The organism is Caulobacter soli (assembly GCF_011045195.1).
Taxonomy (GTDB): Bacteria; Pseudomonadota; Alphaproteobacteria; order Caulobacterales; family Caulobacteraceae; genus Caulobacter; species Caulobacter soli.
In genome coordinates, this window is sequence record NZ_CP049199.1 from 2,427,495 (window position 1) to 2,451,723 (window position 24,229).

26 protein-coding genes are annotated in these 24,229 nt (G+C 66.4%); 10 read left to right on the forward strand and 16 right to left on the reverse strand.

From position 1 onward, the window contains the following. The first annotated feature begins 91 nt into the window (after positions 1-91). Positions 92-1,048: a LysR family transcriptional regulator gene (locus G3M62_RS11405; protein ID WP_165187091.1), complete on the forward strand. Its 957-nt coding sequence runs from the start codon at positions 92-94 to the stop codon at positions 1,046-1,048. A 408-nt stretch (positions 1,049-1,456) separates the two neighbouring features. Next, positions 1,457-1,801 (forward strand): hypothetical protein, encoded by a 345-nt coding sequence (locus G3M62_RS11410; protein WP_165187093.1) that lies wholly within the window; start codon positions 1,457-1,459, stop codon positions 1,799-1,801. A 237-nt stretch (positions 1,802-2,038) separates the two neighbouring features. Here G3M62_RS11410 and G3M62_RS11415 read toward each other — a convergent pair whose 3' ends face one another. The 4 genes from G3M62_RS11415 to G3M62_RS11430 all read right to left on the reverse strand — a co-directional run bounded on the left by G3M62_RS11415 (position 2,039) and on the right by G3M62_RS11430 (position 5,274). Continuing rightward, on the reverse strand, positions 2,039-3,097 hold the full coding sequence (locus tag G3M62_RS11415; protein WP_165187095.1) for a sensor histidine kinase: 1,059 nt from the start codon (positions 3,095-3,097) through the stop codon (positions 2,039-2,041). 19 nt (positions 3,098-3,116) lie between these two features. Continuing rightward, the gene (locus G3M62_RS11420) at positions 3,117-3,785 is read right to left on the reverse strand and encodes a response regulator (protein WP_165187097.1); all 669 of its coding nucleotides are present in this window, start codon (positions 3,783-3,785) and stop codon (positions 3,117-3,119) included. 146 nt (positions 3,786-3,931) lie between these two features. Further along, positions 3,932-4,138, reverse strand: a complete 207-nt coding sequence (locus G3M62_RS26385; RefSeq protein WP_205691993.1) for a hypothetical protein — start codon at positions 4,136-4,138, stop codon at positions 3,932-3,934. 380 nt (positions 4,139-4,518) lie between these two features. Continuing rightward, positions 4,519-5,274: a DUF2092 domain-containing protein gene (locus G3M62_RS11430; protein WP_165187100.1), complete on the reverse strand. Its 756-nt coding sequence runs from the start codon at positions 5,272-5,274 to the stop codon at positions 4,519-4,521. Between the two features lie 243 nt (positions 5,275-5,517). Between G3M62_RS11430 and G3M62_RS11435 the strand changes: the two genes are divergently transcribed. Next, positions 5,518-6,627 (forward strand): BamA/TamA family outer membrane protein, encoded by a 1,110-nt coding sequence (locus G3M62_RS11435; protein WP_165187101.1) that lies wholly within the window; start codon positions 5,518-5,520, stop codon positions 6,625-6,627. Positions 6,628-6,711: 84 nt separating this feature from the next. Then, entirely contained in the window at positions 6,712-7,134 is a 423-nt protein-coding gene (locus tag G3M62_RS11440; protein WP_165187103.1) for an EF-hand domain-containing protein, read from the forward strand. 58 nt (positions 7,135-7,192) lie between these two features. On the opposite strand, the gene G3M62_RS11445 is transcribed toward G3M62_RS11440, so the two are convergent. Both G3M62_RS11445 and G3M62_RS11450 read right to left on the reverse strand, forming a co-directional pair. Continuing rightward, positions 7,193-8,122 carry an HAD family hydrolase gene (locus G3M62_RS11445; RefSeq protein WP_165187105.1) on the reverse strand — a complete coding sequence of 310 codons (930 nt, stop codon included), beginning with the start codon at positions 8,120-8,122 and terminating at the stop codon, positions 7,193-7,195. Between the two features lie 17 nt (positions 8,123-8,139). Continuing rightward, positions 8,140-9,114: a formylglycine-generating enzyme family protein gene (locus G3M62_RS11450; protein ID WP_246263562.1), complete on the reverse strand. Its 975-nt coding sequence runs from the start codon at positions 9,112-9,114 to the stop codon at positions 8,140-8,142. 267 nt (positions 9,115-9,381) lie between these two features. Here G3M62_RS11450 and G3M62_RS11455 point away from each other — a divergent pair, with 267 nt between their 5' ends. The 5 genes from G3M62_RS11455 (at position 9,382) to G3M62_RS11475 (ending at position 14,066) form a co-directional block, all read left to right on the forward strand. Then, the gene (locus G3M62_RS11455) at positions 9,382-9,753 is read left to right on the forward strand and encodes a DUF1622 domain-containing protein (protein ID WP_165187107.1); all 372 of its coding nucleotides are present in this window, start codon (positions 9,382-9,384) and stop codon (positions 9,751-9,753) included. A gap of 29 nt (positions 9,754-9,782) precedes the next feature. After that, on the forward strand, positions 9,783-10,793 hold the full coding sequence (locus G3M62_RS11460) for an HAD family hydrolase (RefSeq protein ID WP_165187108.1): 1,011 nt from the start codon (positions 9,783-9,785) through the stop codon (positions 10,791-10,793). Positions 10,794-10,928: 135 nt separating this feature from the next. Further along, positions 10,929-12,467, forward strand: coding sequence for an arylsulfatase (locus tag G3M62_RS11465; protein WP_165187110.1), 1,539 nt, complete (start codon positions 10,929-10,931; stop codon positions 12,465-12,467). Positions 12,468-12,683: 216 nt separating this feature from the next. Then, the gene (locus G3M62_RS11470) at positions 12,684-13,280 is read left to right on the forward strand and encodes a DUF4136 domain-containing protein (protein ID WP_165187112.1); all 597 of its coding nucleotides are present in this window, start codon (positions 12,684-12,686) and stop codon (positions 13,278-13,280) included. Between the two features lie 81 nt (positions 13,281-13,361). Next, entirely contained in the window at positions 13,362-14,066 is a 705-nt protein-coding gene (locus G3M62_RS11475; protein WP_165187113.1) for a sigma-70 family RNA polymerase sigma factor, read from the forward strand. Here the strand turns inward: G3M62_RS11475 and G3M62_RS11480 are convergent. The 6 genes from G3M62_RS11480 to G3M62_RS11505 form a co-directional block, all read right to left on the reverse strand. Continuing rightward, positions 14,051-15,415, reverse strand: coding sequence for an alginate export family protein (locus G3M62_RS11480; protein ID WP_165187115.1), 1,365 nt, complete (start codon positions 15,413-15,415; stop codon positions 14,051-14,053). The genes G3M62_RS11475 and G3M62_RS11480 overlap by 16 nt on opposite strands. Then, complete coding sequence (locus tag G3M62_RS11485) at positions 15,412-16,101, reverse strand: YoaK family protein (RefSeq protein ID WP_165187117.1); 690 nt, start codon at positions 16,099-16,101, stop codon at positions 15,412-15,414. Before G3M62_RS11485 ends, G3M62_RS11480 begins: the two co-directional genes overlap by 4 nt. Then, positions 16,098-16,517 carry a DoxX family protein gene (locus G3M62_RS11490; RefSeq protein WP_165187118.1) on the reverse strand — a complete coding sequence of 140 codons (420 nt, stop codon included), beginning with the start codon at positions 16,515-16,517 and terminating at the stop codon, positions 16,098-16,100. The genes G3M62_RS11485 and G3M62_RS11490 overlap by 4 nt, the downstream gene beginning before the upstream one ends. Before the next feature lie 2 nt (positions 16,518-16,519). Beyond that, on the reverse strand, positions 16,520-18,370 hold the full coding sequence (locus tag G3M62_RS11495; protein ID WP_205691995.1) for an amidohydrolase: 1,851 nt from the start codon (positions 18,368-18,370) through the stop codon (positions 16,520-16,522). A 74-nt stretch (positions 18,371-18,444) separates the two neighbouring features. Beyond that, positions 18,445-18,708, reverse strand: coding sequence for a DUF1427 family protein (locus G3M62_RS11500; protein WP_165187122.1), 264 nt, complete (start codon positions 18,706-18,708; stop codon positions 18,445-18,447). Positions 18,709-18,766: 58 nt separating this feature from the next. Next, entirely contained in the window at positions 18,767-19,432 is a 666-nt protein-coding gene (locus G3M62_RS11505) for a hydrolase (RefSeq protein WP_165187124.1), read from the reverse strand. 202 nt (positions 19,433-19,634) lie between these two features. Between G3M62_RS11505 and G3M62_RS11510 the strand changes: the two genes are divergently transcribed. After that, entirely contained in the window at positions 19,635-20,252 is a 618-nt protein-coding gene (locus G3M62_RS11510) for a flavin reductase family protein (protein ID WP_165187126.1), read from the forward strand. Positions 20,253-20,261: 9 nt separating this feature from the next. Here the strand turns inward: G3M62_RS11510 and G3M62_RS11515 are convergent, their stop codons facing one another. The 4 genes from G3M62_RS11515 to G3M62_RS11530 all read right to left on the reverse strand — a co-directional run bounded on the left by G3M62_RS11515 (position 20,262) and on the right by G3M62_RS11530 (position 24,205). Next, the gene (locus G3M62_RS11515) at positions 20,262-20,846 is read right to left on the reverse strand and encodes a hypothetical protein (protein WP_165187128.1); all 585 of its coding nucleotides are present in this window, start codon (positions 20,844-20,846) and stop codon (positions 20,262-20,264) included. An 11-nt stretch (positions 20,847-20,857) separates the two neighbouring features. Further along, on the reverse strand, positions 20,858-21,634 hold the full coding sequence (locus G3M62_RS11520) for a DUF2092 domain-containing protein (protein ID WP_205691996.1): 777 nt from the start codon (positions 21,632-21,634) through the stop codon (positions 20,858-20,860). 131 nt (positions 21,635-21,765) lie between these two features. Then, positions 21,766-22,917 carry a DSD1 family PLP-dependent enzyme gene (locus G3M62_RS11525; RefSeq protein WP_165187129.1) on the reverse strand — a complete coding sequence of 384 codons (1,152 nt, stop codon included), beginning with the start codon at positions 22,915-22,917 and terminating at the stop codon, positions 21,766-21,768. 13 nt (positions 22,918-22,930) lie between these two features. Next, a complete protein-coding gene (locus G3M62_RS11530; RefSeq protein WP_165187131.1) occupies positions 22,931-24,205 on the reverse strand; it encodes a D-arabinono-1,4-lactone oxidase in 1,275 nt (424 codons plus the stop codon). Between the last annotated feature and the right edge of the window lie 24 nt (positions 24,206-24,229).

Below are 24,229 nucleotides of genomic sequence, written 5' to 3' on the forward strand. Positions count from 1 at the left end.
ACAGAAAATAGGAAGAGCCGGGGAGGGCCTACCTTGACCGGAAATAGGGCTCCCACGGTCATGAGCAAAATGATATTCCGTCACGGAAATCATGAATGACGCGCATTTCAAAAACCTCGACCTCAATCTCCTGCGGGTGTTCGACGCCCTGCTGGAGGAGGAGAGCGCCACCCGGGCGGGCTCGAAGCTGGGGCTGACGCAGTCGGCCGTCAGTCATGCCCTGGGGCGCCTGCGCCTGACGCTGGGTGACGATCTGTTCGTGCGCGGGCCCTCCGGCCTTCAGGCGACCCCGCGCGCCGTGGAAATGGGCGGACCGATCCGGGCGGCGCTCAAGCTGCTGGAGGCCGCTGTCACGGTCCCGCGCTTCGACCCCGCGGTGGACGAGCGCGTCTTCCATATCAGCGCCAGCGCCTATCTCTGTTCGGTGCTGATGCCGGGCGTGGTGCGGCGAATCCAGACGGAGGCTCCGGGCGTCAAGCTACGCATCAGAGGCGTCGAAGGCTCGCTGGCCGAGGATCTCGATCACGGCCGTCTGGATCTGGTGATCGGCGGCTTCGAACATGTGGCCCCACGCTTCGCCTACACCCCACTGTTCACCGAGACGGCCGTCTGGGTCATCCGCGCCGACCATCCCGCCGCCCAGCACGAGATCACGCCGCAGATTCTGGCGGGCATTCCCCACCTGCTCGTCTCGGCCGGTCGCGAGATCGAGGAGACACGACGCGGGTCCCGGCGCGAACTGGGCTTGCGGAGGATCACCAGTTGGAGCGATGACTACGCCTTGCCCGCGACCACGGGTCTGGACAGTCCCGTCGCGGTGCCGGACGCGTCTTCGGCCCTGGTCATGGTCAGCCAGACGGACATGGCGGCTCTGCTGCCTCGGCGACTGGCCACCCTGGCAGCCGAGCGCGGAGCCGTGGTGCTGGTGGAGCCCAGCCGCCTGCCGGAACCGGCCCAGTTCGGCGCGGTGATCCGGGGCGGTGAAGCCGAAACCGGGCCCGTGGCCTGGCTGATGCGCGTCGTGGCCGAGGTCGCGGCCGAGCTTTAAACCTCTGCCGTTGCGCGAACAGAACCTCTCGTGTCCAAATCCCCACAGTCCGCCGCAAAGGCGGGGCGCTTGTCTCTAACTAGGTCGTTTTCCAACCCCGATCGCGGGGTTCGCCTGATTTCAGAGGGGCCGCGAGGCCTCGATAAGGGAAGGCGGTCTCGAGAATGAAACGTCCCACGCATCGTTCGGATGTCGGTCGCGCATGCACACCGCGAGGTCGGTCTTTGCGTACACGCATGTCGGTCGTGCAAAGCTCCGGCAAGGCACTGAAAAATTTCACGAATGATTGGCCGTTGGCGCTCTTTTCCAGCTGCCTCTTTGCATTAGTTAACAATTGAGACGCCCCAAACAGCGTTTCGCTCGTTCTAGTCTGATGTTGTTGTGGGATTCGCCTGCGGGGAGTCAGCCGTGGCGCCGCTTGAACTCGATAGCTATGATTATGCCGTCGCCGACATCCGACGGCCCTATGCGTCCGTATCTGCTCGCACCCTGTTTCGCAGCGACATGCCGATGACAAATCTTGAGATCCGAGTAGCCGCACTCCAATTTCTCAGCCTGCGCCTATGCGCGGCGCTGTCGCTCGAACAGCTTGAGGAAATTCGACAGTCCACCTTGGACGGGGTGAGGGCGTCCGATGTCGAGTCGATGCAGATGCAGTCCGAGTTCCTGAAACTGCTGGACGACGCCATCGATCGCGCGCGCCAGAAGCAGGCCGCCACCGCCACGATCAAGAGCTCGGTTCATCTGGCCTGAGCCTCGAAGACGAGGCCGTAAGGGTTTTCGCGTGCGATCCTAGGGTTTGACCTGATGGCGCTGGCGCTTGGCTGGCTGCAATCTGCCCTTGCTCGCGCGTCAAGGCGTCACCCCCGATTTCCCTTGGCAAGCCATGGTTCGCTCATCCCCCAAGAGCGCGGCCAGGGTCGCGGGTCGAGAGCCGGCCCACATGTCCCGACGCATGTGTCGGGCCGGCTCTCCCCCATTCGGGCGCGATCAGTCCTCATTCTCCGGCAGAAACGGCGCCCAGGCCTCCAGGGCCAGACCTGGTTCGGCGTTGCGTAGCGACAGGTGGCCCTTGAGGAACTCAAGGCGTAGACGCATGCCTTCGAGCCCCACGCCCGGAACGCTGTCGCGTCTCGGTGGCAGGCCAGAACCGAAATCGCGAACAGTCAGCAGCACCATCTCGCCGGCGACACGCAGCCTGACGATCGCCTGCTGGCTGCCGGAATGGCTGTGGACGTTGGCCAGGGCTTCCTGCACGACACGGTAGAGCGCGATCTCGGTGGCGTGGGACAGGCGTGGAAAGTCCTCCGGGATGTCGATCGTCACCGCCATCTCGGCGCGCCGCGCGAAGCCGGTCGCGAACTGGCGGATCGCCGCCGCCAGCCCCAGATGCTCCAGCGCCGGAGGGTGCAGCAGATAAGCGAAGCTGCGGATCTCATCCAAGGCGCTGGACAGCAGACCCTCCACCTCGTCGCGGACCTGGCTGCAGCTGACCGGATCCTTGGCGTCCAGCCGCCGCAGCATCAGCTTCGCGCCCGCCAGATACTGGGCCGTGCTGTCGTGCAGCTCGCGCGCGATGCGGCGTCGCTCGGCGTCCTCGGCCAGCAACAGTCGCGCGGTGGCCTCGCGCAGGCCCAATTCGGCCCGCCGCTGGATGGAGATGTCCTCGTGGGCGACGATCAGGAACGGCTGGTCCAGATGGCCGACGCGCACGGCCGACAGCTTCACCCAGCGCGAACCGGTGTCGAGCGGCATGATGTATTCATGCCGGAAGGGGCCGTCGGCTCCGGCGATCAACGCCCGCAAGCCGGCGGCCACCGTATCGCCGCCGGGCGTGCCCAGCCGGTCGCAGAACGCCAGGTAGTCGCACCCGACGCCGTAGTCGACGAGCTGGAAGCCATTGAGGTCGATGAACTGGAGCCAAGCCGCGTTGACCGAAAGAATCCGGCCCTCCCGATCCAGGATCGCGACATTGGCTGTGAACGCATCAAGGGCCGAGGCGTAGAACGCCGGGTCGAACTCGCCGACTGCGTTCTTGCCCGTATGCATTCAAGGGCCTCGGGGTTGTCTAGGCCTCGATCAGCTTGTTGCGGATCGCGTAACGTACGATGTCCGCCAGCGAATGAGCGCCCAGCTTTCGCATGATGTTGCCGCGATGGCTCTCGACGGTCTTGACGCTGATGTCGAGCATCGAAGCGATCACCTTGTTGCTACGGGATTCCGCCAACAATTGGACGATCAGCAACTCGCGCGTCGTCAGGGTCTCGGACCCCTCGATGACTTCACCCAGCCCATGCCCGCCCGGCGACAGATATCCGCGCAGCACGGCGTCGGTGATGCCCGGGCAGAAGTAGGGCTTGTGGTTCAGCAGCGAGGCCACGGCCGCGATGATGTTGTCGGTCGAGGCCGACTTGAGCACGAAGCCGCGCGCCCCGGCGCTGAACACCTCGCGCACCAGCTGCTCGCTGTCGTGCATGGTGAAGATCAGCAATTCGGTATGGGTTTTCAACTTGCGCACGTCGCGGGCGACGATGACGCCGCTCAGGTCGGGCATGCTGATGTCCAGGATCATGACGTCCGGCACCAGTTCCTTGGCCAGGCGGACAGCGTCGCGCCCGTTCGAGGCCTCGCCGCAGATGGTCCAGCCCGGCTGGGACTCCAAGGCTTCGCGCAGCCCCGCCCGGACGATCGAGTGATCGTCGGCAAGCAGAATAGTCGGCGCGCTAGGCAAGGGCATCTTCGATTCCCGCTCCGATGGTTATATGCACGATAATTGTCAGCTTTTAGGTGAAATGCTTGGTGAATTTTCTGCGCAAGGTTGAGAAATACTCGTCAGGCAAACTTTAAGTCGCCTGACGCGATAGTCTGCACCTAGAGGTGACGTCACGGCGCGGCGACGACCACATAAGCTACTCCTGATCCCGCATAGCGAGGCTGGTACCAGACCGATCCGCACTGGAAGTAGGTGAGATCGTCGTTGAAAACCGTCACGCAGCTTGAGGGCAGGACGGTGACGGTCGAACCCAGGGCCGCGGAAGTCGCCGCCGCGGTCGCGCCCGCCACGACGCCGACCGCGGCGGCGGTCGCCAACGGATAGTTCCAGAACGGATCGTTGTCCCAGCCCCAACCCCACGGTCCCGGGGGAGGAGGTGGTGGCGGCGGATGAGGCCCCGGTCCCGGACCCGGCCCCGGCGGGTGCGGGCCAGGCCCCGGCCCCGGTCCGGGACCGGGCGGATGTGGGCCGGGACCAGGCGCGGGACCCGGACCTGGTGGTCTTGGGCCCGGCGGTTCGCCACCGCCATGAAAGCCCGGACCTCCTGGTGCGTGCACGTTCATCGCGGTCGGATGAAAGCCGCCGTGCAAGCGGGGAGGAGCGGTCAGGCCCGGAAACGCCGCGCCAAGGATCAAGCTCGCGACGCCAAGGCCGCCGATCATGCCGCGAGAGCGGCGCGCGTAAATCCCGCAGAGGCTCATTGACCGACCCTCGCCATGGCGATGGGCTTGGCGCCTGTCGCGGGTTTGAATGTGAAGGTGTCGGGCGCGAACGTGACCCCGGTCTTCCAGGTCAGGTCGGCCGTGTAGGTCGGCCGGGCGGGATCGTCGACCGTGGTGATCCGCATGCGACGGGGCAGGGGCGCGTCGCCGCGCTGGATCCACACTTCCCATGACATTCCAGGGCCAGCGAACGCATAGTGATCAGTGTCGACGCCGGCGATCTTGTCCTCGCCGAGCCGCTTGGCCGAGGTGACCATGTCGGTGGGTTGGGCGTCGGTTCCCCAATAGAAAAGATCCGCCAGGGGCAGGATGACGCCATAGTCCTCATAGATCAGCTTGACGGTTTCATCGATGGTCGCCGGCGCCGCGATCGTGGCGAAATAGCCGACCTTCGGCGCGAACACCGTGAAGGCATGCCCGTCGTAGACGAAGCGTCGGGCCTTGGCCGGGGTCGTCATGTCGATCAGGAAACCGTCGGGGCGCCGGACCCTGTAGAGGGCGCTCACGGCGCTGGTGGACTTCTTGCCCGCCTCATCGACCACTTCCTCCAGCACCGCGGAGGAGTTCACCTCGAAGCTCTGCAGGGATCGAAGGTAGGCGCCCATCCGTGCGCCCGCCTTGAGCGCGACAGGATCAATAGACGGCGCGGCGGACGCTGCGGCTTTTTCCGCCGCCAATGTCGGCGAAACGTCCAATCCGCCGACGAAAAGCACCGCGCCGGTGAAGGCCATGGCCAGCTTACGCATTCAACAGCTCTTCCCTCTACCCGGAAAGCACGGTTGCAGCGGCGCGGCGTCGCAATCCACCCGGTAAAACCCTTAGTTACACCTCCTAAATCCCCCGATGCCTCGGCGCTCGGGGCTATCCACAAGACAAATACTGCTGCTTCAGGAGAGCGGGTAGGGCTTCACCTGATTGTTCGGACCTGACCGGCGCCCAAAGTTGACGATGACAAGCGTCAAAGGCCGTCCGTCATGCGAAGCCTGCTCCTCTGCGGAATTCTCGTCACTTTGCCGACGGCGTTGCGGGCGCAGGACGTCGAGACGTCCGCCAACAATCTGCGCACGCCGGTTGAACAGGTCGGAACCCTGGAGCCCAACTTCGTGATCATGCCGATCCCGATGTCCAATCCCTCGATCGGCACCGGCCTGGGCGTGGCCGCGCTGGCGATCTACCAGCCCAAGGGCTCGGCGCGGCCTTGGACCAGCGGCCTGGGCGGGCTCTATACCGACAGCAAGAGCTGGGGCGTCGCAGCGTTTCAGAAGGCCTATCTCGGCGGCGACAAATACCGGGTCACCGCCGGCGCCGGAACCGGGGTCTTCAATGTCGACTTCTTCGGCATCGGCGCCAACGCCGGCGCCAGCGGGCGGTCGATCGAACTGGAACAGAAAGCCAGCGGCGGCGTCCTCGAGGTGCTGGCGCGTATGCGCGAGCACGTCCACGCCGGCCTTCGCTTCCGCTATATCAAGATGGACTCGACGTTCAACACCACCAGTCTGTTGCCGCAACTGCAACTGCCGGACATCGAGCTGCAGAGCCAGGTCTCGCAACTGGGCCTCTCCGGCGAGTTCGACAGCCGCGACAGCGAATACAATCCCCGATCGGGCGTCTACGCCAACGGCCAGTGGATGGTGGCCGACGATGTCCTGGGCAGCGATTTCGACTATTCCCGGCTTACCGGGGCGGTGAATGGCTATCACACGGTCAACGACAAGACCGTGCTGGCCTGGCGAGGCTCAATTTGCCGGTCCGGCGACGGCGCGCCGTTCTACGATCTCTGCAACTACGGCCAGAGCAACGATCTGCGCGGCTACACCACCGGGCAATATCGCGACCACGCCATGTTCGCGGTCCAGGCCGAGGTGCGGCGCAAGATCTACAAGCGCTTCGGCGCGGTGGCCTTCGCTGGCGTCGGCGAGGTCTCCAGCGAGTTCTCCAAGATGAGCACCAAGGATCTCCTGCCCGCGGCGGGGATTGGCGCGCGTTTCGAGGCGTCCACCAAATACCACGTCAATGTCAGCATCGATTATGCCGTCGGGGACGGCACTTCGGCGCTCTATTTCTATGTCGGCGAGGCCTTCTGATGGGCCGCGCGAGCTTCCGCGAGGGTCGGGCCACGCGAACGTCCTGTTCCCCCGGGGCCGAGGCCCCATTCTCTGGAGGTCTAAATGCGTAAACTCGTCCTCATCACCACCGTGGCGCTTCTAGCAGCGACCGCCGCGAACGCCCGGCAATTGCTCGCCGACGCCAACAAGGACGGCAAGGTTTCGCAGAAGGAGTACCAGGACAACCGGCGAACCTTCCTGCTGCGCGCCGACAAGGACAAGGACGGCAAGATCAGCGCCGCCGAATGGGCCAAGGGCGCCGAGCGCGTCCGCGCCGAAGTCCGCGAGCAAGGCGTCGACGGCTGGCCGACAATCGGCAAGGCCGGCCTTTTCCAGACGCTGGACACCGACAAGGACGGCTATGTGACCGCAGCGGAGATCGACGCCTTCACGGGTCCAAGGTTCGCCAAGATCGATCTGAACCACGACGGCTTCATCACCCAGACCGAAGCCAACAAGGTCGAGAGAGCCGTCGCCAAGCCCTAGCCTGTGCGGCGTCTCGGCCATGCCCGCCGACCTTCGTCGGCGGGCTTCTATTTGATGGCTAGAGGGCCTTGTCCCGGAACAGCCGCGACCAGTCGTCTTTCATGCTGACGACCGTCCAGCCGCGCTCGACCGCGGTGCTCAAGGCCACGTCCAACTTTCCGACGTGGGTGTCCTTGTCGTAGGCGTATTCGCGTTCTGGATCGTCGTGATGCAGCAGCATCGGCAGCCTTCGGCCGGGGCCCGAGGCGGTATACTCCAACATCGCCAGGTCGCCGTCGGAATTGCCGAACGCCACGATCGGCCGGCGGCCGATGTGCAGAGCGATATTGACCGGCTTTTCCGCGTATTCGTTGAACGACTGCAGCTCGGGCAGTTTGCGGATCTCGCCGCGACGGCCGTTCAGGCGGAACTCGGTCTTGCCGCTGGAGCCGATCACCCGCTCGCGCGGCACGCCGTAGGTCTGCTCGCTGAACATTCGCACGACGTCGACGCCGCCGGCGGTGACGATGAAATTGCGAAAGTCGTTGGCCGCCAGATAGGCCAGCAGCTCGCGCATCGGCTGGTAGGCGAGGGCGGTGTAAGGCTTGTCGAAGCGAGGGTGGCGCGCCTCGACCAGCCAGGTCGCCACCTCCAGAGCGAAGGCCTCCTCGGTGGCGTGGGCATGGAGGTGCAGCAGCAGCTCGATGACGGCCTGCTTGCCGCAGGCGGCCAGCCCGGCCATGTCCTGATTGACGAAGGCCTGGAAGACCGGCTTGGCGGCCAGCTCCGGATGAGAGGCCGCCATGTGCTTGGCCCGGTCCAGAGCGAACATGCCCTGGGCATAGAGCGGATGCTCGACCCACAGCGTGCCGTCGTTGTCGAACACGGCGATGCGATCGGCGGGCGCCACATAGTCTCTACCGCCGGGACGGGTGACGCGCGCGACGAAGTCCAGGATCTTCCGCCTCGGCGAGGTGTCGGCCCAACTCGGTAGTGGCACTTTGGTCATGGTCGCCTCCGAGCGGCTCAGGCGCGGGATCGGGCGATGCAGCGAAAACCCACGTGCGAAGCCGAGGTGTCGATCGGCTGGGCGTGACGCGCCGCCGGCCGATAGCGTTTGCAATAGCTTGGCGCGCACAGATGCGAGCCGCCCTTCAACACTTTTCTGGGGATGCGCAGCCCGCCTGGCTCGCAGCTGTCCTGCTCGGCGCCGCCCCTGGGATTCTTGGCCGCGCAGCAGCGGGGCGCGGCGCCGGCCGCATCAGGCGTCGCCCACCAATCCGACGTCCATTCCCACGTATTGCCGATCATGTCGTAGAGGCCGTGGCCGTTGGATGGATAGGCGCCGACGGGGGAGGTCCGGGCCCAGCCGTCGTCCAGGGTGTTCTGGTGGGGAAAGGCGCCTTGCCAGGTGTTGGCCATGTGGCGGCCGTCACGCGTGAACGTGTCGCCCCAGGCGAACTCGGCGCCTTCGAGGCCGCCACGCGACGCCAGTTCCCATTCGGCCTCGGTGGGGATCTCCACCCCCGCCCAGTCGGCGTAGGCCAGGACATCGACCCAGGCGACATGCACCACGGGGTGATCGTCCAGGCCCTTGAGGTCGCTGCCCGGGCCGTAGGGATGACGCCAGTCCGCGCCCGGGACGAAGGCCCACCATTGCAGGGGATGGCGAAGATCCACCGGCCCGCGCGGCGGGGTGAACACCATCGACGAAGCGACCAGCACCGCCGGATCCGCGCCGGGATAATCGTTCGGATCTGGAGGGACCTCGGCGAAGGTGACGTACCCGGTGGCGCTCACGAACTGAGCGAATTGCCGATTGGTCACCGGGCTCGGATCGATCCAGAAACCGTCGACCGAGACCCGGCGCGCCGGGCGTTCCTCGACATAGTGGTCGTCGGATCCCATGGTGAAAACCCCGCCGGGGATCCAGGTCATCGCTTCCCGCAACGGCTTGCGCCAGATCTTGGGCGAGGGAACGGAATTGCCCAGCGTTTTCATCCTGTTCCCCATCAACCCGGCGGCCGTTCAAAGCGGAGGAAGGCACGACATCCGGCATGGTCCGCCTTCATCGCGAGATCCTAAAAGTGACCATGAGCGGCGGCGCTGATCGATCAGGCGTTCCCCCGGGTGCGGAAGGGAAGATTCCCTACCGAACGGCTCAACCGTGCAGGTTTCACCCCGAACGCCTCGGCGCTTCGCCGGATAGCGCGCGCCGACCAAACGCCTTTTGCTAGGGCCTCAGGAAGCGGACTGCCCGAGGTCGCCATGGAAGTGCTGCTGCGTGAATGCGCCAGCTATGTCGCGCTCGCTGCCGAGTTGTGTTCGGTGCTCTGCATCGCCGTCGGCATGGTGGAAACCCTGGTTCAGGGTTCGATCATCGTCGCGGCCCAACGCACGCTGCGACGCGACGCGCGACGCGAACTCTGGGCTCAGTTCGCCCGATGGATCGTGCTGGCGCTCGAATTCGCTCTGGCCGCCGACATCGTCCGCACGGCGATCGCGCCAAGCTGGGACGACATCGGCCGACTGGGCGCGATCGCGCTGATCCGCACCTTCCTGAATTATTTCCTGGAAAAGGACATGCAGGAGCTGGAGCCCGATCCGGAGCCCCTGGAAGAGACGAAGACGCGATCGTGAGCAAACTCAAGCCGGACCGGGAGGCGACCATGTTCTTATCGACCCGCAGAGCGGTCTTGGCCGGGTGCATGAGTCTGGGCCTGCTCGCCACGACGACGGCGAGCCCGGCCGCGCCGCCAGCCGCCGATCCCTTGCCATCCTGGAACGCAGGGCCGGCCAAGGCCGCGATCACGACCTATGTCGCGCGGGTGACGGCCCAAGGGCCTGAGTTCGTGCCGCCGCCCGAGCGGATCGCCGTGTTCGACAACGACGGCACGCTGTGGGCCGAGCAGCCGATCTATTTCCAGTTCGCCTTCGCGATGGAGCGGATCGGCCAGATGGTCGCCAAGGATCCGACGCTGCGTCAGAAGCCGGCCTTCGGCGCCATAGCCGACCGTGATCAGGCCGCCATGGCGAAGCTGAGCGAAAAGGATCTGATCGAGGCGGTCTTCGCCGTTCAGGTCGGTTTGACCACGGCCGAATATCAGGCCGTCGCCAGGGCGTGGTTCGATCAGGCCCGCCATCCACGGTTCCACATGCCCTATGCCGCGTTGACCTATCAGCCGCAGCTTGAGCTGCTGACCTATCTGCGCGGGGCGGGGTTCAAGACCTATATCGTCTCCGGCGGCGAGGTGCAGTTCATGCGGGTGTTCGCCGAGCAGGCCTACGGCGTGCCGCCCGAACAGGTGATCGGCTCCAGCCTGACCAGCAAGTTCGAGATCCGCGACGGCAAGGGTGTTCTGGTGAGCCAGCCCGCGCTGGGCAGCATGGACGACGGCGCCGGCAAGCCCAGCAATATCGATCTGCACATCGGCCGCGCGCCGCTGGTGGCCGTGGGCAATTCCGACGGCGACCTGCAGATGCTCCAGTATTCGGCCTCCAGCACGCGCCCCAGCCTGCAGATCCTGGTCCATCACGACGATGCGGCCCGGGAGTACGCTTATGATCGGCAATCCAAGATCGGCAAGCTGGACAAGGCCCTGGACGAAGCGGGCGTCCGAGGCTGGACGGTCGTCAGCATGAAGAGCGACTGGAAAACGGTGTTCGCGAGCAAGCCGTAACGGCCGGGTGAAACCCCGTGGATGGATAGGGTGAACCCAGGGGCGCGACGGGTAGTCCCGCCGATATTCCTCTCCCGGGCACCGTGATGATCTTGCCCCGCCCCGCGACGTGGGCGCGACCGCAGGATGACCATCATGCCCAACGGAAAACCCAATATTCTCGTGATCTGGGGCGACGACATCGGGATCAGCAACCTCAGTTGCTACTCGCACGGCCTGATGGGCTATCAGACGCCCAACATCGACCGGATCGCCAAGGAAGGCATGTTGTTCACCGACAGCTATGGCGAGCAGTCCTGCACCGCCGGTCGTTCGTCATTCATCACCGGCCAGAGCGTGCTGCGGACCGGCCTGTCGAAGGTCGGCGCTCCGGCCGCGCCGGTGGGCATGAACGACAAGCTGGTGACCATCGCCGCCCTGCTGAAGGAGCAGGGCTACGCCACTGGCCAGTTCGGCAAGAACCACCTGGGCGACCTGAACCACATGTTGCCCACCAACCACGGCTTCGACGAGTTCTTCGGCAACCTCTACCACCTGAACGCCCAGGAAGAGCCGGAGATGTACGACTACTATCCGGACAAGGACTTCCCCAACTTCAAGAAGAAGAACGGCCCCCGCGACGTCGTGCACTCCTGGGCCACCGACGTCGACGACCCCACCACCCACGAGCGTTGGGGCAAGGTGGGCAAGCAGAAGATCGAGGAAACCGGTCAGCTGACCGTGGAGCGAATGGAAACCTGCGACGACGAGTTCGTCGACGCCGCCACCGACTTCATCAAGCGCCAGCACGCCGACGACAAGCCGTTCTTCGTCTGGCTGAACACCACGCACATGCACATGTTCACCCACACCAAGAAGTCGAGCCTGGGGCAGGCGGGGCGCTGGCAATCGCCCTATCACGACACCATGATCGACCATGACAAGAACGTCGGCCAGATGCTGGACCTGCTCGATGAGCTGGGCCTGGCCGAGGACACCATCGTGGTCTACTCGACCGACAACGGCCCCCACCGCAACAGCTGGCCGGACGGCGGCATGACCCCGTTCCGCAGCGAAAAGGACACCAACTGGGAAGGCGGTTTCCGCATTCCCGAGCTGATCCGTTGGCCCGGCAAGATCAAGGCCGGCGCGATCTCCAACGCGATCATCCAGCACCATGACTGGCTGCCGACGTTCCTGGCCGCGGCCGGCGAACCGGACATCGTCGAGAAGGTCAAGAAGGGCGTCACCGCCATCGGCCGGCAGTACAAGAACCACATCGACGGGTTCAACCTGCTGCCCTACCTGACCGGCGAGGTCGAGGAGAGCCCGCGCAACCTGTTCGTCTATATCAGCGACGACGGCGACATCCTGGCGGTCCGGTACGACAACTGGAAGGCCGTATTCATGGAGCAGCGGCTGAAGGGAACCATGCAGCTCTGGGCCGAGCCGTTCACGCCGCTGCGGCTTCCCAAGCTCTTCAACCTGCGGACCGACCCCTACGAGTTCGCCGACATCACCTCGAACAGCTATTACGAGTGGTTCCTCTATCACGCCTACATCATCTACGGCGCCTGGGCGGTCGCGGATCAGTTCGCGGCGACGTTCAAGGATTTCCCGCCGGTGCAGAAGCCCAACACCTTCACCATTGGCGATGCGGTCGCCAAGTTGGCCGAAGCGCAGGGCGGCGGCTGATCGTTTTCACAGCCCGTTTTGACGAGGCCGGGGGAGAAATCCGCCGGCCTTTTCCTTTGCGTTGGACAACGCGGCGCTCAACTCAAGGCATTACGCCCTACGGTCAGGGTTTCACCTGATTGAGACGACTACGCGCCGGGCGGAAAGTTCGAACGGCGTCGCATGAAGGCATGGGCGCCGCTGTCGCGTAGGAGCCGCCCGATGTCCCCAAGGTTCATGCCTCAAGCCCTTATGGCCGCGGCCATCGCCGCGTGTTTGCCGCTGGTCGGTTGCGAAAGCCCCGGAGGGAAGGTTTCGGTGCTCAGCGGCCAGGCACCGTTGGCTGGCTCGACCTATGCCTGGGCGCCCGACGGGCAGCCGGGCAGCGGCGATCCACGGGTTGACAACGACATCATCCGTGAGCGCATCAAGACCGCGATCGACACCAACCTGGCGGCCAAGGGCTACAGCCAGGTCGCTCCAGGCCAGGCCAAACTGCTGGTCGCCTATCACATCGGCCTGCAGAACAAGACCGATTACTCGGCCACCAGCATGGGCGCTCCCGGCGGTGGCGTGGCCTGCGGTCGACGCGGCTGCATCGGCGGCTACGGCTGGGGCATGTACGGCGCCCCGATGGACGTCGACGTGCGCTCGATCAACTACACCGAGGGCGCGGTGATGCTCGACCTGGTCGACGCGGCCAGCGGCAAGCTGGCCTGGCGCGCCACGTCGCAGAAGCGGGTCGACGAGAAGGACGCCACCCAGGACGGGTTGAACGCCATCGTCGCCGACATGGTCAAGACCCTTCCGCCCGGCGCGGCGCCGGCAGGCTAGGTTCCGGAACCGACGCCAGCCGCTCCGTCACCCGAACAGTCCCGACGCACCGCCCCTGACGCCAGAATTTCGGAGTTCCTTATGAACGACCTCAGCCCGACCGAGAAACTGCTCGAGACCTCCGCCCGCTGGGGCGGCTCGAAAGCGGAGGTCGCCGCGGAGGCGCGCAGCTTTGTGCCCCCCTCCGATCGCCCCGCGCCCCTGGACGAGAACGATTTCAAGCGACTGGTCGTGGCCAGCATTCCCGTCTTGCGTTCGTTCGCTCGAGGGCTGTGCGGCGATGCGGCCAGAGGCGACGACCTGGCCCAGGATGCGCTCCTGAAGGCTTGGCAGCATCGGGCCCAGTTCACGCCGGGCACGAACTTCAAGGGCTGGATCCTGAAGATCGCGCGCAATCATTTCTATTCGCAGCGTCGACGTGTCTGGCGAGAGACGCCGCTCGACCTGGCCATGAGCGCCCAGATCCCGGCGGTCGGAACCGATCAGGTCCAATCCCTGATGCTGAACGACCTTCGCAACGCCCTCAACGCCCTGAGCGACGAGCAGCGCGAGGCGACGATCCTGGTCGGGGCGGGCGGCTTCTCGCATCGGCAGGCGGCCGAGATGTGCGACGTGCCCGAAGGCACGATGAAGAGCCGGGTCTGCCGGGCGCGGGCCAAGCTGGCGATGATGCTGGAGCGCGGCGACGTCGACCACGACGCCGAGCCCGCCTCGCTGGCGGCGCACCTGATCATGGCCGAGCTGTCGAGCCTGGCCGAGGCGCGAGGCGATCAGAACCGCGTCTGAACGATCAGCATGGCGAAGTCGACGGCGCGCCCGCCCAGGGCCTGGATGGCGTCGTCGGCCGACTGGTGCACCAACTGCGCCTGGAGCTTGAGGTTGCGGTTGACTTGCCAGGTCGCGTCCATCTGGATCGCTCCGCCTACGGCCTTGGACCGGTTTGGACCGGCGGGCGCCAGGGGCGTGGAGGGTTGCAGATAGACGGCGTCCGCGCCGGTCTGCCGCCAACGCATCAGGTAGCTCAGCTCGAGACTGACGTCGCGGCGCGGAGCAAGGCCCAGGCTGGGGCGAACGGCGACCAGGTTGCTCCAGCTGGTCAGCCCGCTTTCGTTGAAATAGGCGCCCCTTGGAAACAACGGATTGAAGGTGCCCAGCTCGCCGTCGCTGGCGTCCTTGTCGCCGGAGCCGGCGTCGAGCCGCAGGGCCAGTCTCGGCGACCAGGCTCGGGCCAAGGTGTAGCCGCCGCCAAGGCTGCCGCCCCAGGCGTGGATGTCGCGACCAGCGAACCGGCCGCGCTGGACAAGACCTTCGGCCTCGTAGTCGATCGCGCCGTTCTTGCCGGCAAGCCGCGCCCCATAGCTGCCGCGTCGTTCGTCGCCGCGCACCGCGCCGTACCGCACGCCGTCGCGATCCAGCTCGAAGGCGTAGACGTCCAGCGAAACGGTCTTGCTCAAGGTCTTGGAGACATAGACGCCATAGAACTGCTGATCGCGGTTGCCGCTGTCGTCGAAGGCGCCGGTCTGGATCGTCACCGGATGCAGATAGAAGGCGTCCAGCCGCAGGCCCGCTGTCTGGCGACTGAGGCGCACGCCGTCGAAGCTCTGGCGGATGTTCGGACCCTCGCGCACGGAGACGAAGCGCTGGCTCGTGTTCAGCGACATCTCCTGGCGGCCCAGGCGCAATCGCCAGCGACGATCAGCGTCGGGCGTTACATCGAGGAAAGCCACCTGGGCGTCCAGGCCGTCGCGATCGCTGACCGCTGGTGGATCCTTCTTGTCGAAATCGCGATGCAGACCCAGCTCGCCATAGACTCGTACGCGTGAGCCGAGATGCAGGTCGGCGCTGAACAGGGCTCGGCCCAGGCCGTAGAGGTCCGACTGGGCGCCCCCAATGCCGAAGCGCGGCGCGTCGAACGAGTCCACCCGCAACCGCGCCTCGCCGCCCAGCGACAGGTAGGCGTCGGGACCCAGCGGGATGTAACGCAGATCATCCAGGCCCTGACCCGGCTTGTTCGCCAGATAGGCGTAGCTCTCGTCCGAGCGGATCAGCTTGAACGGTGGGGCGTCGGCCGCGTGGCCGACGCCGCCGACAGCGAGCGCGGCGGTCACGGCGAAGGCGACGATCCCAGGCTTCACACGGATGCTCCCGATGGGCGATTGACCAGCAAGGCGGCCAGGATCGCGACGATTCCGGCCAGGATGCACCAGAAGCCCACGGCGGCGAAACCCAGCCCGCCCGCGATCGCGCCCAGGGCGAAGGCGCCGACCGGCGGGGCCATCTTGCGGATACGGGCCAGGGCGTCGGCCCTGGAGATCTCGCCCTCGGTCAGGCTGACCAAGTCCAGCACGATCTGGGTGACGTTGCCGGTCATCACCGTGGTCGGCGACAGATGGGCGAAGACGGTGCGGGCGGCGGCGTTCTGCACGCCCATGGCCAGAACCCCGGTCAGGCCGACCAGGATAGCGGCCGGCTGGTCCCCGCCCTTGAACGGGCCGAGCGTCAGGCCAAGGGCCATGAAGGCTGTGAGGAGCGCCGCCTCGGCGACCAGCACCGGCGCGACCTGCGGTCGGCCGGTTCGGCGGCAGTGGCGCAGGAACAGGCTGGTCGCCGCCACGGCTACGATGAAGGTCGGCAGGGCCAGCAGCTTGGCGATGATCCCCGTGTGGTGCGTGACGATCGCCGCGCCGATCAGCACGAAATTGCCGGTGACGTGGGCGGTGAACAGGCCGAACAAGCCTACGAAGCCGACCGTGTCGACGAAGCCGGCGGTGAAGGCCGCCAACGCGGCCGTTCGCACGCTGCCTGGGGCCTCGCCGCTCATCGTGAGGTCCGATCGCGCTCGACCAAGATCGCCGCAAGCATGAAGCCGCCGATCAGGCCGATGTGCTCGAGGAAGGTGTTGAGCGCGTGGAAGCGCTCCATCGGATCGGCCACGGTCCAGAACGGATGGGCGATCAGGGTGGCCAGGGCGGTGAACACGCCCAGGGCGCCGGCCGCCAGCCAGCCGACGCGACCGACGATCAGCAGGATAGAGCCGCCCAGTTGGACCAGTACCGTGGCGGCGACCACCAGCCAGGCCGGCTTGAGCCCGAAATGGGCGGCCTCGCCGAGCGCGCCCGACAGGTTGGCGAGCTTCGACAGGCCGCTCCACCAGTAGGGCAGGGTCAGCAACACACGGGCCAGGATCGAGACTGCCGGCGCTTTCAGCAGGGCGGCGATGGGAGTGGGAGTGCTCATCCTCAAACCGCCCAGCAGCCGCAGCCCATGGCGCCCCAGAAGGAGCGCGCATCACTGGTCGGAGCCTCGGCGCCCAGAGCGGCCGCGTGATCGTGGCCGTGGACGCCGCATCCGCTCGCGCAGCCGCAGGCCGAGGCTAGCGCCATGGCGTGCGATTTCGAGCGGTCCTGGTAGCCGCCGAAGGTTCGAACCGGCGACCAGTCGGGCATCGGCGGGGGCAGGGTGGGGGCCAGCTTGGAATAGTCGCCCTCGCCATGCACCACCTTCCCGCCCAGCAGGGTCAGGACCGAGCCCAGGTGCGGGATCTCGTCCTCCGGCACGCGCAGGTAGTCGCCGCTTAGCACCGCCAGGTCCGCCAGCTGGCCGACCGCGATCTGGCCCTTCTTGCCTTCCTCGTTGGAGAACCAGGTGTTTGCCGTGGTCCACAGGCGCAGGGCGGCCTCGCGATCCAGGCGGTTGGCCGGCGGGTAGAGCCGCGTGCCGCCCACCGTCTTGCCAGTGACCAGCCAGTTCAAGGAAACCCAGGGATTGTAGCTGGCCACGCGGGTGGCGTCGGTGCCCGCGCCAACCGGAATGCCCGCCGCCAGCATTTTGTTGATCGGCGGCGTCGCCTCGGCGGCCTTGGCCCCGTAGCGTTCGGTGAAGTACTCGCCCTGATAGGCCATGCGATGCTGCACGGCGATGCCGCCGCCCAGGGCCGCGATGCGATCGATGTTGCGGTCGCTGATCGTCTCGGCGTGGTCGAAGAACCAATGCAGGCCGTCGAAGGGAATGTCGCGATTGACCTTCTCGAAGACGTTGAGCGCCCGGTCGATCGTCTGGTCGTAGGTCGCATGCAACCGCCAGGGCCAGCGCTGCTCGGCCAGCAGGCGGATCACCGGCTCCAGGTCGGTCTCCATGTTCGCGGGCATCTCGGGCCGCTCGACGCGGAAATCCTCGAAGTCGGCGGCGCTGTAGACCAGCATCTCGCCCGCGCCGTTGTGGCGGTAGGTGTCGTCGCCTTGGCCCGGCTTGACCTGCTTGGACCAGCCGGCGAAGTCGGCCAGCTCGCCTTTCGGCTTCTGGGTGAACAGGTTGTAGCTAATCCTCAAGGTCATCTGACCGTCGGCGTGCAGCTTCTCTACGATGTTGTAGTCGTCGGGATAGTTCTGGAAGCCGCCGCCGGCGTCGATCACGCCCGTCACGCCCAGCCGGTTCATCTCGCGCATGAAGTGGCGGGTGGAATTGAGTTGATATTCAGGAGGTAGCTTCGGTCCCTTCGCCAGGGTGGCGTAAAGGATCGTGGCGTTGGGCTGGGCCAGCAGCAGGCCGGTGGGTTCGCCCGAGGCGTCGCGCACGATCTCGCCGCCGGGCGGGTTGGGCGTGTCCTTGGTGTAGCCCACGGCGCGCAGGGCGGCGCGGTTCAGCAGGGCGCGATCGTAGAGATGCAGGATGAACACCGGCGTCTCGGGCGCGGCGGCGTTGATCTCGTCCAGGGTCGGCAGGCGCTTTTCGACGAACTGGTGCTCGGTGAAGCCGCCGACCACGCGCACCCACTGCGGCGGCGGGGTGTTGGCGGCCTGCTTCTTCAGCATGGCCATGGCGTCGGCCAGGGTCGGCACGCCGTCCCAGCGCAGCTCCATGTTGTAGTTCAGCCCACCACGGATGATGTGCATGTGGCTGTCGATCAGCCCCGGGATCATCCGCCGTCCGCCGGCGTCGATCACCGTCGCCTCGGCATGGGCGGCGGCTCGAACCTCGCCCTCGTCGCCGACCGCCGTGAAACGCCCGTCACGGATCAACACGGCGGAAGCCTGGGGATTGCCCCGGTCCAGGGTGGTGATCTTGGCGTTGACGATCAGCAGGTCGGACATCGCGAGCCTTTCAGCGAAAGCGGTACTGGGAAGCAGGGCGGCGCCGAGCGCCAGGGTCTGTCGGCGGGCCAGGCTCATGCCTGCCCCTTCGGTTCATCGTCCGGACCGGCTACCGCCTGGGGCCCGAGGATGTGAGCCGCGCAGTCGGTCTTGATGTAGGCGACGACCGGCGCGCCCGAGACCAGGCGCTTGACGATCGGCACGGCCTGTTCGCCGACCAGCATGCCCAGAAGACCGAGCAGGGCGATGGTCGGCGGGGCTGGTGAGCGCACGCCCATCAACGCATAGAGGACGCCCACCAGTAGACCGGCGCCGAGCGAGAGCAGATACGGTTTCATCGGATCACTCCAGGCGGATCGGAAACGGCGGGACACACCATGTCCCGCCGAACCGGAACTAGGCGGCGTGCGAGCCTTCCGACGCGCCGAACATGGTCTTGGCGTAGATGATGCCCAGGCCGTACGCGCCGCCGAACTTCCGAGCCACGCCGGTGGTCATTTCGTAGGTCTCGCCACGCGCCCAGTCGCGCTGGAGTTCCAGCAGATACTGCAGCGAGGTCATCGGCCGCGCGCCGGCCTGGATCATCCGTTGCACCGCGCGCTCATGCGCCTCGACCGAGACGTCGCCGCAAGCGTCGGTGATGAAGTAGACCTCGAAACCCTGGGCCAGAGCCGACAGGGCCGGGCCAACGATGCAGACGCCGGTCCACAGGCCGGCCAGCACCAGGCGGTCCTTGCCGATGGCGTTGACGCGCTTGATGACGTTGGCGTCTTCCCAGGTGTTCATCGAGGTGCGGTCGGTGACCTCGACGTTCGGCAGGGCTTCCTTGATCTCGTCGAACACGGGACCCGAGAAGCTCTTCTCGGCCACCGAGGTGACGATGGTCGAGACCCCGAAGCCGGCGGCGGCGTGGGCGACGAGAGCGGCGTTGGTGCGCAGCAGGGTCGCGTCGATCGAATGGGTGGCGAAGGCCATCTGCGACTGATGGTCTATCAGGATCAGGGTGTGATCGGTCGGGGTCAGCAGCAGCGGACCGGGGGTCGGGGTGGCGAGAATGGGCATGCGAGCCTTCCTGCGGGTGGGATTGCGGGACGCGAAGCCTCGCCGCTTTCGGGCGATCATCGGCTCCGTGGAAGCCGGCAACCTAGCGACCCGGTCAGCGGCGTGATTGGACATTTACGGCGGGCTTTGCAGCATTGCGCGGCGACGGCTGGCGACGCGGTGCGAGCGCCCCTAAGACAGGAGTCGGCAGAACGAGGCGCCCATGACCGCGATCCATTCCTACGAGCCTAAGAACGGGCATGGCCTGAAACATGACCCGCTGAACGCCATCGTCGCGCCGCGGCCGATCGGCTGGATCTCGACGGTCAGCGCCGCCGGCGTCCGCAATCTGGCGCCCTACAGCTTCTTCAACGCCTTCAACTACCGCCCGCCGATCATCGGGTTCTCCAGCACTGGCTGCAAGGACTCGGCGCGCAACATCCAGGAGACCGGCGAGTTCGTCTGGAACCTGGCCACTCGGCCGCTGGCGGAGGCCGTGAACGCCACCTCGGCGATGGTCCCCGAGCACGTCGACGAGTTCGCGCTGGCCGGTCTGACACCGGCGGCCTCGCAACGGGTTGTCGCCCCGCGCGTGGCCGAAAGCCCGGTGGCGTTCGAATGTCGCCTGACCCAGCAGATCCGTCTGACCGACGCCGAAGGCGCGCCGGTGGACGCCTGGCTGACCCTGGGCGAAGTGGTGATGGTCCACATCGACCAGGCGCTGCTGGTCGACGGCGTCTATGACACCCTGGCCGCGCAGCCGATCTTGCGCGGCGGCGGCCCCGCCGACTATTTCGGCGTCGACGAGGCCGGCAAGTTTCAGATGTACCGGCCGGCTTAGGCCGATCGTTCACTGCGGTGGGTTGACGACCACATATTGCACGGTGGTTCCGGAATAGCGCGGCGCGTACCAGGTGCTGCCGCACTGTGAGTAGCTGACGCCGTTGACGATCACCGTCGAACAGCTGGGCGGAACGCTGTAGACGATCGAGCCCACGACGGCGGCGGTCACGGCGGCGGTCGCGCCAATGGCCACGCCGGTCGCGATCGGATGGTAGTGGTCGTCCCAGCCGTCACGGTAGCCGTAGTGGTTGTCGACATTGACGTTGACGTTCCGGTTGATGTTGGCGTTGACGTTCCGGTTCACATTGGTGTTTCGGTTGGCGTTGACGCTGTGATTGACGTTCGAACTGGCGTTGGCGCGGACATTGCGGCCGCCGCCGCCTCCACCGGCGGGGCGGGACGCGGCCGCCGGACGCGCGCCAGCATGTCCACCCCCGCCGCCGCGCCGCTGGCAGTCGGCGGTCGAGGCCGACTTGGGCAGCAGGCTTTGGCCGGCAAGGACGTCGGCGGCTACGGCCGAGACGGGCGAGACCGCGCTCTGGAGTCCGATAGCGACGACCAGAACGACGACCTTTTGCGAAATCTTGTTCATGGCGTCGGCCCTCATTTCGCTGCCGGCGCCGAAAGGTCGGCGACGGTGATGCGGTGCGCGTTGGCGGGCGGGGTGAAGGTATAGGCCGCTTGGGCCGGGGCCTTGGCTTCCCAGGTCATGACGGCGGTGTATTGCGGCTGGGCTTCATCCTGGATGGTGGTGATCACCATCTTGCAGGGCAGGGCGGGACCTTCAGTGCGGATCCAGACCTGCCAGTCCGCGGCCTTCTGGCGGAAGGCGTAGTGCTCGCAGGCCAGGCCGCCCACCGTCTCGGGGCCGACGTCGAAGCCCTCCTGGATGCGCGCCGTCAGGGTCGGGTCCGTGCCGAGGTAGAACAGGTCGGCCAACGGGATCTCGACGCCGTACTTGTCCTTGACCACGTCCAGGGTGGCGCCGATCGTCGGCGGCGCGGGCACCGAGGCGTAGTAGCCGACCTTGGGCGCGAACAGCGTGATCGACTTGCCGTCGTAATAGATTTCCCGCTGCTGGTGGTCGGCGTTCATCGAGATCTTGAAGCCGCTGGGGCGTTGGGCCTCGATCTTCAGGTCGCCGCCATATTGCAGCTTCTGGCCGCTATCGAGCACCTGCTCGGTCGTGACGTCGGCGCTGACGGTGAAGGCGGTCATGGCCCGCAGCGCCTCGCCCATCTTGTTCAGGGCGGCCAGGGCGTCGGGGTCCGGACCCGGTTTCGCCGGCGCGGCGTTCTGCTGGGCTTGGGCTGCCGTCCCAAAGCCGATCGCTAGCGGCAGCGCGACGGCGCCGACCAGGATCTTTCGAAGCACTGTCATGGGTCTTGGCCTCCGGCCGGGTCCTTGAAGAACCGGCAGGATGGGCTTGAGGGACCGGCGGTGGGTATCGAGGGATTTCCCTAGGCGACGCCCTCCAGACTCCTCATTTCCCGCGAACTTTCAGGGAGCCCCTAGCGGGAGCGTCCCCGCGCCGAGACTGGCCACAGCGCCACAAGCGTGTCGCCGTCGACCACATGATAGGTGTCGTAGAGGTTCACGGTGGGATCGCAGTGCGGCGCGCCCAGGATCACCCGATCGTCCAGGGCCGGCACGGTCGTTCCAGGCGGCGGCAGGATCGCGCCGTGCTCGTCGCCCATGAAGAAGTAGCGCGCGCCGTCCGGCGCGCCGCCCAGCACCTTGGGCGGTTCGGCGTCGGTCGACAGCGCCTTGAAGCCGGCGTCGATGGTGACCATGCCGGGCGTATTGGCGCTGACCACCCGCGCGTCGATCAGCAGCGAGGGTTCGTAGGGGCTTTCGTCCGCCCCATCGCCGGCGATGTCGCAGACCAGATACTGGCCGTCCATGAACACATATGACCCGACCTGGAACTCGGTGAAGATCCCCAGTTCCGCGTCGATTCGATGCGAACCGGTGCCCGAACCCGAAATGATCGGCGGCGCTCCGCCAGCGGCGGTCAAGGCGTCGATCACCGAGCGAATATAGGCGCCGCGATCCTCGAGGTTGGCCTTACGGTCGGCGAAGCTCTCGATGTGCTGCTGCATGCCGCAATAACACTGCAGGCCGGCATAGATCAGGCCCGGCTGCGCCTGGATCGCCTGGAACAGCGCGACGGCGGCCTCCGGCGAGGCGACGCCCGTGCGGTGGATGCCCGGGTCCAGGTCGATGATCACCTTCAACGGCTTGCCGGCGGCGCTGGCGGCCTGGCCCAGGGCGGCGACATTGGCCGGATTGTCGACCACGGCCATCAGGTCGGTGGTCTTGCCGTTGAGGGCGATCAGTCGGGCGACAGTCGGCGAGGACACCACAGGCGAGGTGATCAGCAACCCCGCCGTCACACCGCCGTCGGCCAGAACCTCGGCCTCGCCGATCTTGGCGCAGCACAGGCCCACGGCGCCGGCGGCGATCTGCAGCTTGGCGATGTCGACGCTCTTGTGGGTCTTGGCGTGGGGCCGCAGCTTGACGTTCTTGCTCGCCGCGAACTCGGCCATCCGAGCGATGTTGCGTTCCAGGGCGGGCTTGTCGATCACCAGCACCGGGGTGTTGAGGTCGCGGCGCGAACCTTGGGCGCCGATCAGATGGGCGTGCAGGTCTTGGTCGGTCATGGCGCGGTTCCGATCAGAGGTCGAAGAGCTCGGTCAGGTGGGCGTTGGCGAACTTGCCGGTCGGGTCCCAGGTCTTGCAGGCCGCCACGAAGTCGCCGGCGCGCGGATAGAGCCGGTGGACGTCGGCCGTCGTCAGGGTGTGGCGCTTGGCCCAGTGCGGACGGCCCGCGCCGTCGCGCAGCACCGCCTCCATCTCGGCGAAGGGCGGCCGCCAGGGCATTTTGGCGTACTGGTGGAATGAGATCGACGCGCCGGGGCCAGCGTTGAACGGGCTCATCCAGATGTCGTCGCCGGCCGCCAGTCGAAACTCGAACGGGAAGGTGATCGGCAGGCGGCGCTTGCGGATATGGGCGATGGCGGCCTTCAGGGTCGGCAAGCCGGCGGCGCGCGGCAGCTCGTACTCCATCTCCTCGAAGCGGATATTCCGCTCGGACGGGAAGATCGCATAGGCCGGACCGACGCGCCGGCTGGCTTTGCCAAGCGTGCGCATGACCAGGCGCTGCAACGGTCCGGTCAGCATCGGCGCGGCGGCGCACAGATCGCAGACGGCCTTGAAGGACGCCTCGCTGTCCTCGCCGATTTCCTTGGCCGGTCGGCCCGGATCCTCGGCCTCGACCGGGTGCAGGGTCTTGAAGATCACGTCGTCCGAATAGGGGAAGACAAAGAATTCCATGTGGCGCGTGGCGGCGGCCAGTTCGTCCAGCCGCTCGGCGACCTCGGCCAGGGGGCGACGTTCGACGCGCTCTTCCAGATGGTAGGCCGGAACCACATGGATCCGGATTTCGACGGCGACGCCGAGCAGGCCCAGCGACAGGCGCTGAGCCTGGTAGAGTTCGGGGTTCTGGTCCGGACCGCATTCGACGATCTTGCCGTCGGCGGTCATCAGCCGAAAACCGCAGGCCTGGGTGGACAGGCTGCCCAACTCCGCGCCGGTGCCGTGGGTGCCAGTCGAGATGGCGCCGGCCAGGGACTGTGGATTGATGTCGCCCTGATTGATCAGCGACAGGCCTTCCGCCCACAGCGCCGCCGTCAGCTTCTTCAGGCTCCAGCCGGCGGGCGCCCACACCGTCTTGCGGTCGGGCGCGACCGTGACCGCGCCCTCATAATCGGACAGGCTCAGCAGCAGGTCGCTGGTCTCGCACAGCGGCATGAAGGAGTGGCCAGCGCCGACCACGCGGACCTTGGCCGCCTGGCTGATCAGCGCCGCCAGCTCGCCCGCGTCGCGCGGCCTGGCGATCAGGCGAGGGGAGGCCGCGACGCTGCCCGACCAGTTGCTCCACCCCGTCATCCGCTTCTCCTCGTCCGCGATGCA

Bases quoted from the DNA above. Each gene is read 5' to 3' on its own strand.
- G3M62_RS11430 (WP_165187100.1), bottom strand. From the start codon at position 5,274: ATGGCCTTCACCGGCGCGGTGCTTTTCGTCGGCGGATTGGACGTTTCG.
- G3M62_RS11515 (WP_165187128.1), bottom strand. From the start codon at position 20,846: ATGAACAAGATTTCGCAAAAGGTCGTCGTTCTGGTCGTCGCTATCGGA.
- G3M62_RS11455 (WP_165187107.1), top strand. From the start codon at position 9,382: ATGGAAGTGCTGCTGCGTGAATGCGCCAGCTATGTCGCGCTCGCTGCC.
- G3M62_RS11440 (WP_165187103.1), top strand. From the start codon at position 6,712: ATGCGTAAACTCGTCCTCATCACCACCGTGGCGCTTCTAGCAGCGACC.
- G3M62_RS11420 (WP_165187097.1), bottom strand. From the start codon at position 3,785: ATGCCCTTGCCTAGCGCGCCGACTATTCTGCTTGCCGACGATCACTCG.
- G3M62_RS11450 (WP_246263562.1), bottom strand. From the start codon at position 9,114: ATGAAAACGCTGGGCAATTCCGTTCCCTCGCCCAAGATCTGGCGCAAG.
- G3M62_RS11460 (WP_165187108.1), top strand. From the start codon at position 9,783: ATGTTCTTATCGACCCGCAGAGCGGTCTTGGCCGGGTGCATGAGTCTG.
- G3M62_RS11465 (WP_165187110.1), top strand. From the start codon at position 10,929: ATGCCCAACGGAAAACCCAATATTCTCGTGATCTGGGGCGACGACATC.
- G3M62_RS11475 (WP_165187113.1), top strand. From the start codon at position 13,362: ATGAACGACCTCAGCCCGACCGAGAAACTGCTCGAGACCTCCGCCCGC.
- G3M62_RS11445 (WP_165187105.1), bottom strand. From the start codon at position 8,122: ATGACCAAAGTGCCACTACCGAGTTGGGCCGACACCTCGCCGAGGCGG.
- G3M62_RS11470 (WP_165187112.1), top strand. From the start codon at position 12,684: ATGCCTCAAGCCCTTATGGCCGCGGCCATCGCCGCGTGTTTGCCGCTG.
- G3M62_RS11510 (WP_165187126.1), top strand. From the start codon at position 19,635: ATGACCGCGATCCATTCCTACGAGCCTAAGAACGGGCATGGCCTGAAA.
- G3M62_RS11495 (WP_205691995.1), bottom strand. From the start codon at position 18,370: ATGTCCGACCTGCTGATCGTCAACGCCAAGATCACCACCCTGGACCGG.
- G3M62_RS11405 (WP_165187091.1), top strand. From the start codon at position 92: ATGAATGACGCGCATTTCAAAAACCTCGACCTCAATCTCCTGCGGGTG.
- G3M62_RS11500 (WP_165187122.1), bottom strand. From the start codon at position 18,708: ATGAAACCGTATCTGCTCTCGCTCGGCGCCGGTCTACTGGTGGGCGTC.
- G3M62_RS11490 (WP_165187118.1), bottom strand. From the start codon at position 16,517: ATGAGCACTCCCACTCCCATCGCCGCCCTGCTGAAAGCGCCGGCAGTC.
- G3M62_RS11415 (WP_165187095.1), bottom strand. From the start codon at position 3,097: ATGCATACGGGCAAGAACGCAGTCGGCGAGTTCGACCCGGCGTTCTAC.
- G3M62_RS11530 (WP_165187131.1), bottom strand. From the start codon at position 24,205: ATGACGGGGTGGAGCAACTGGTCGGGCAGCGTCGCGGCCTCCCCTCGC.
- G3M62_RS11485 (WP_165187117.1), bottom strand. From the start codon at position 16,101: ATGAGCGGCGAGGCCCCAGGCAGCGTGCGAACGGCCGCGTTGGCGGCC.
- G3M62_RS11520 (WP_205691996.1), bottom strand. From the start codon at position 21,634: ATGACAGTGCTTCGAAAGATCCTGGTCGGCGCCGTCGCGCTGCCGCTA.
- G3M62_RS11435 (WP_165187101.1), top strand. From the start codon at position 5,518: ATGCGAAGCCTGCTCCTCTGCGGAATTCTCGTCACTTTGCCGACGGCG.
- G3M62_RS11505 (WP_165187124.1), bottom strand. From the start codon at position 19,432: ATGCCCATTCTCGCCACCCCGACCCCCGGTCCGCTGCTGCTGACCCCG.
- G3M62_RS11525 (WP_165187129.1), bottom strand. From the start codon at position 22,917: ATGACCGACCAAGACCTGCACGCCCATCTGATCGGCGCCCAAGGTTCG.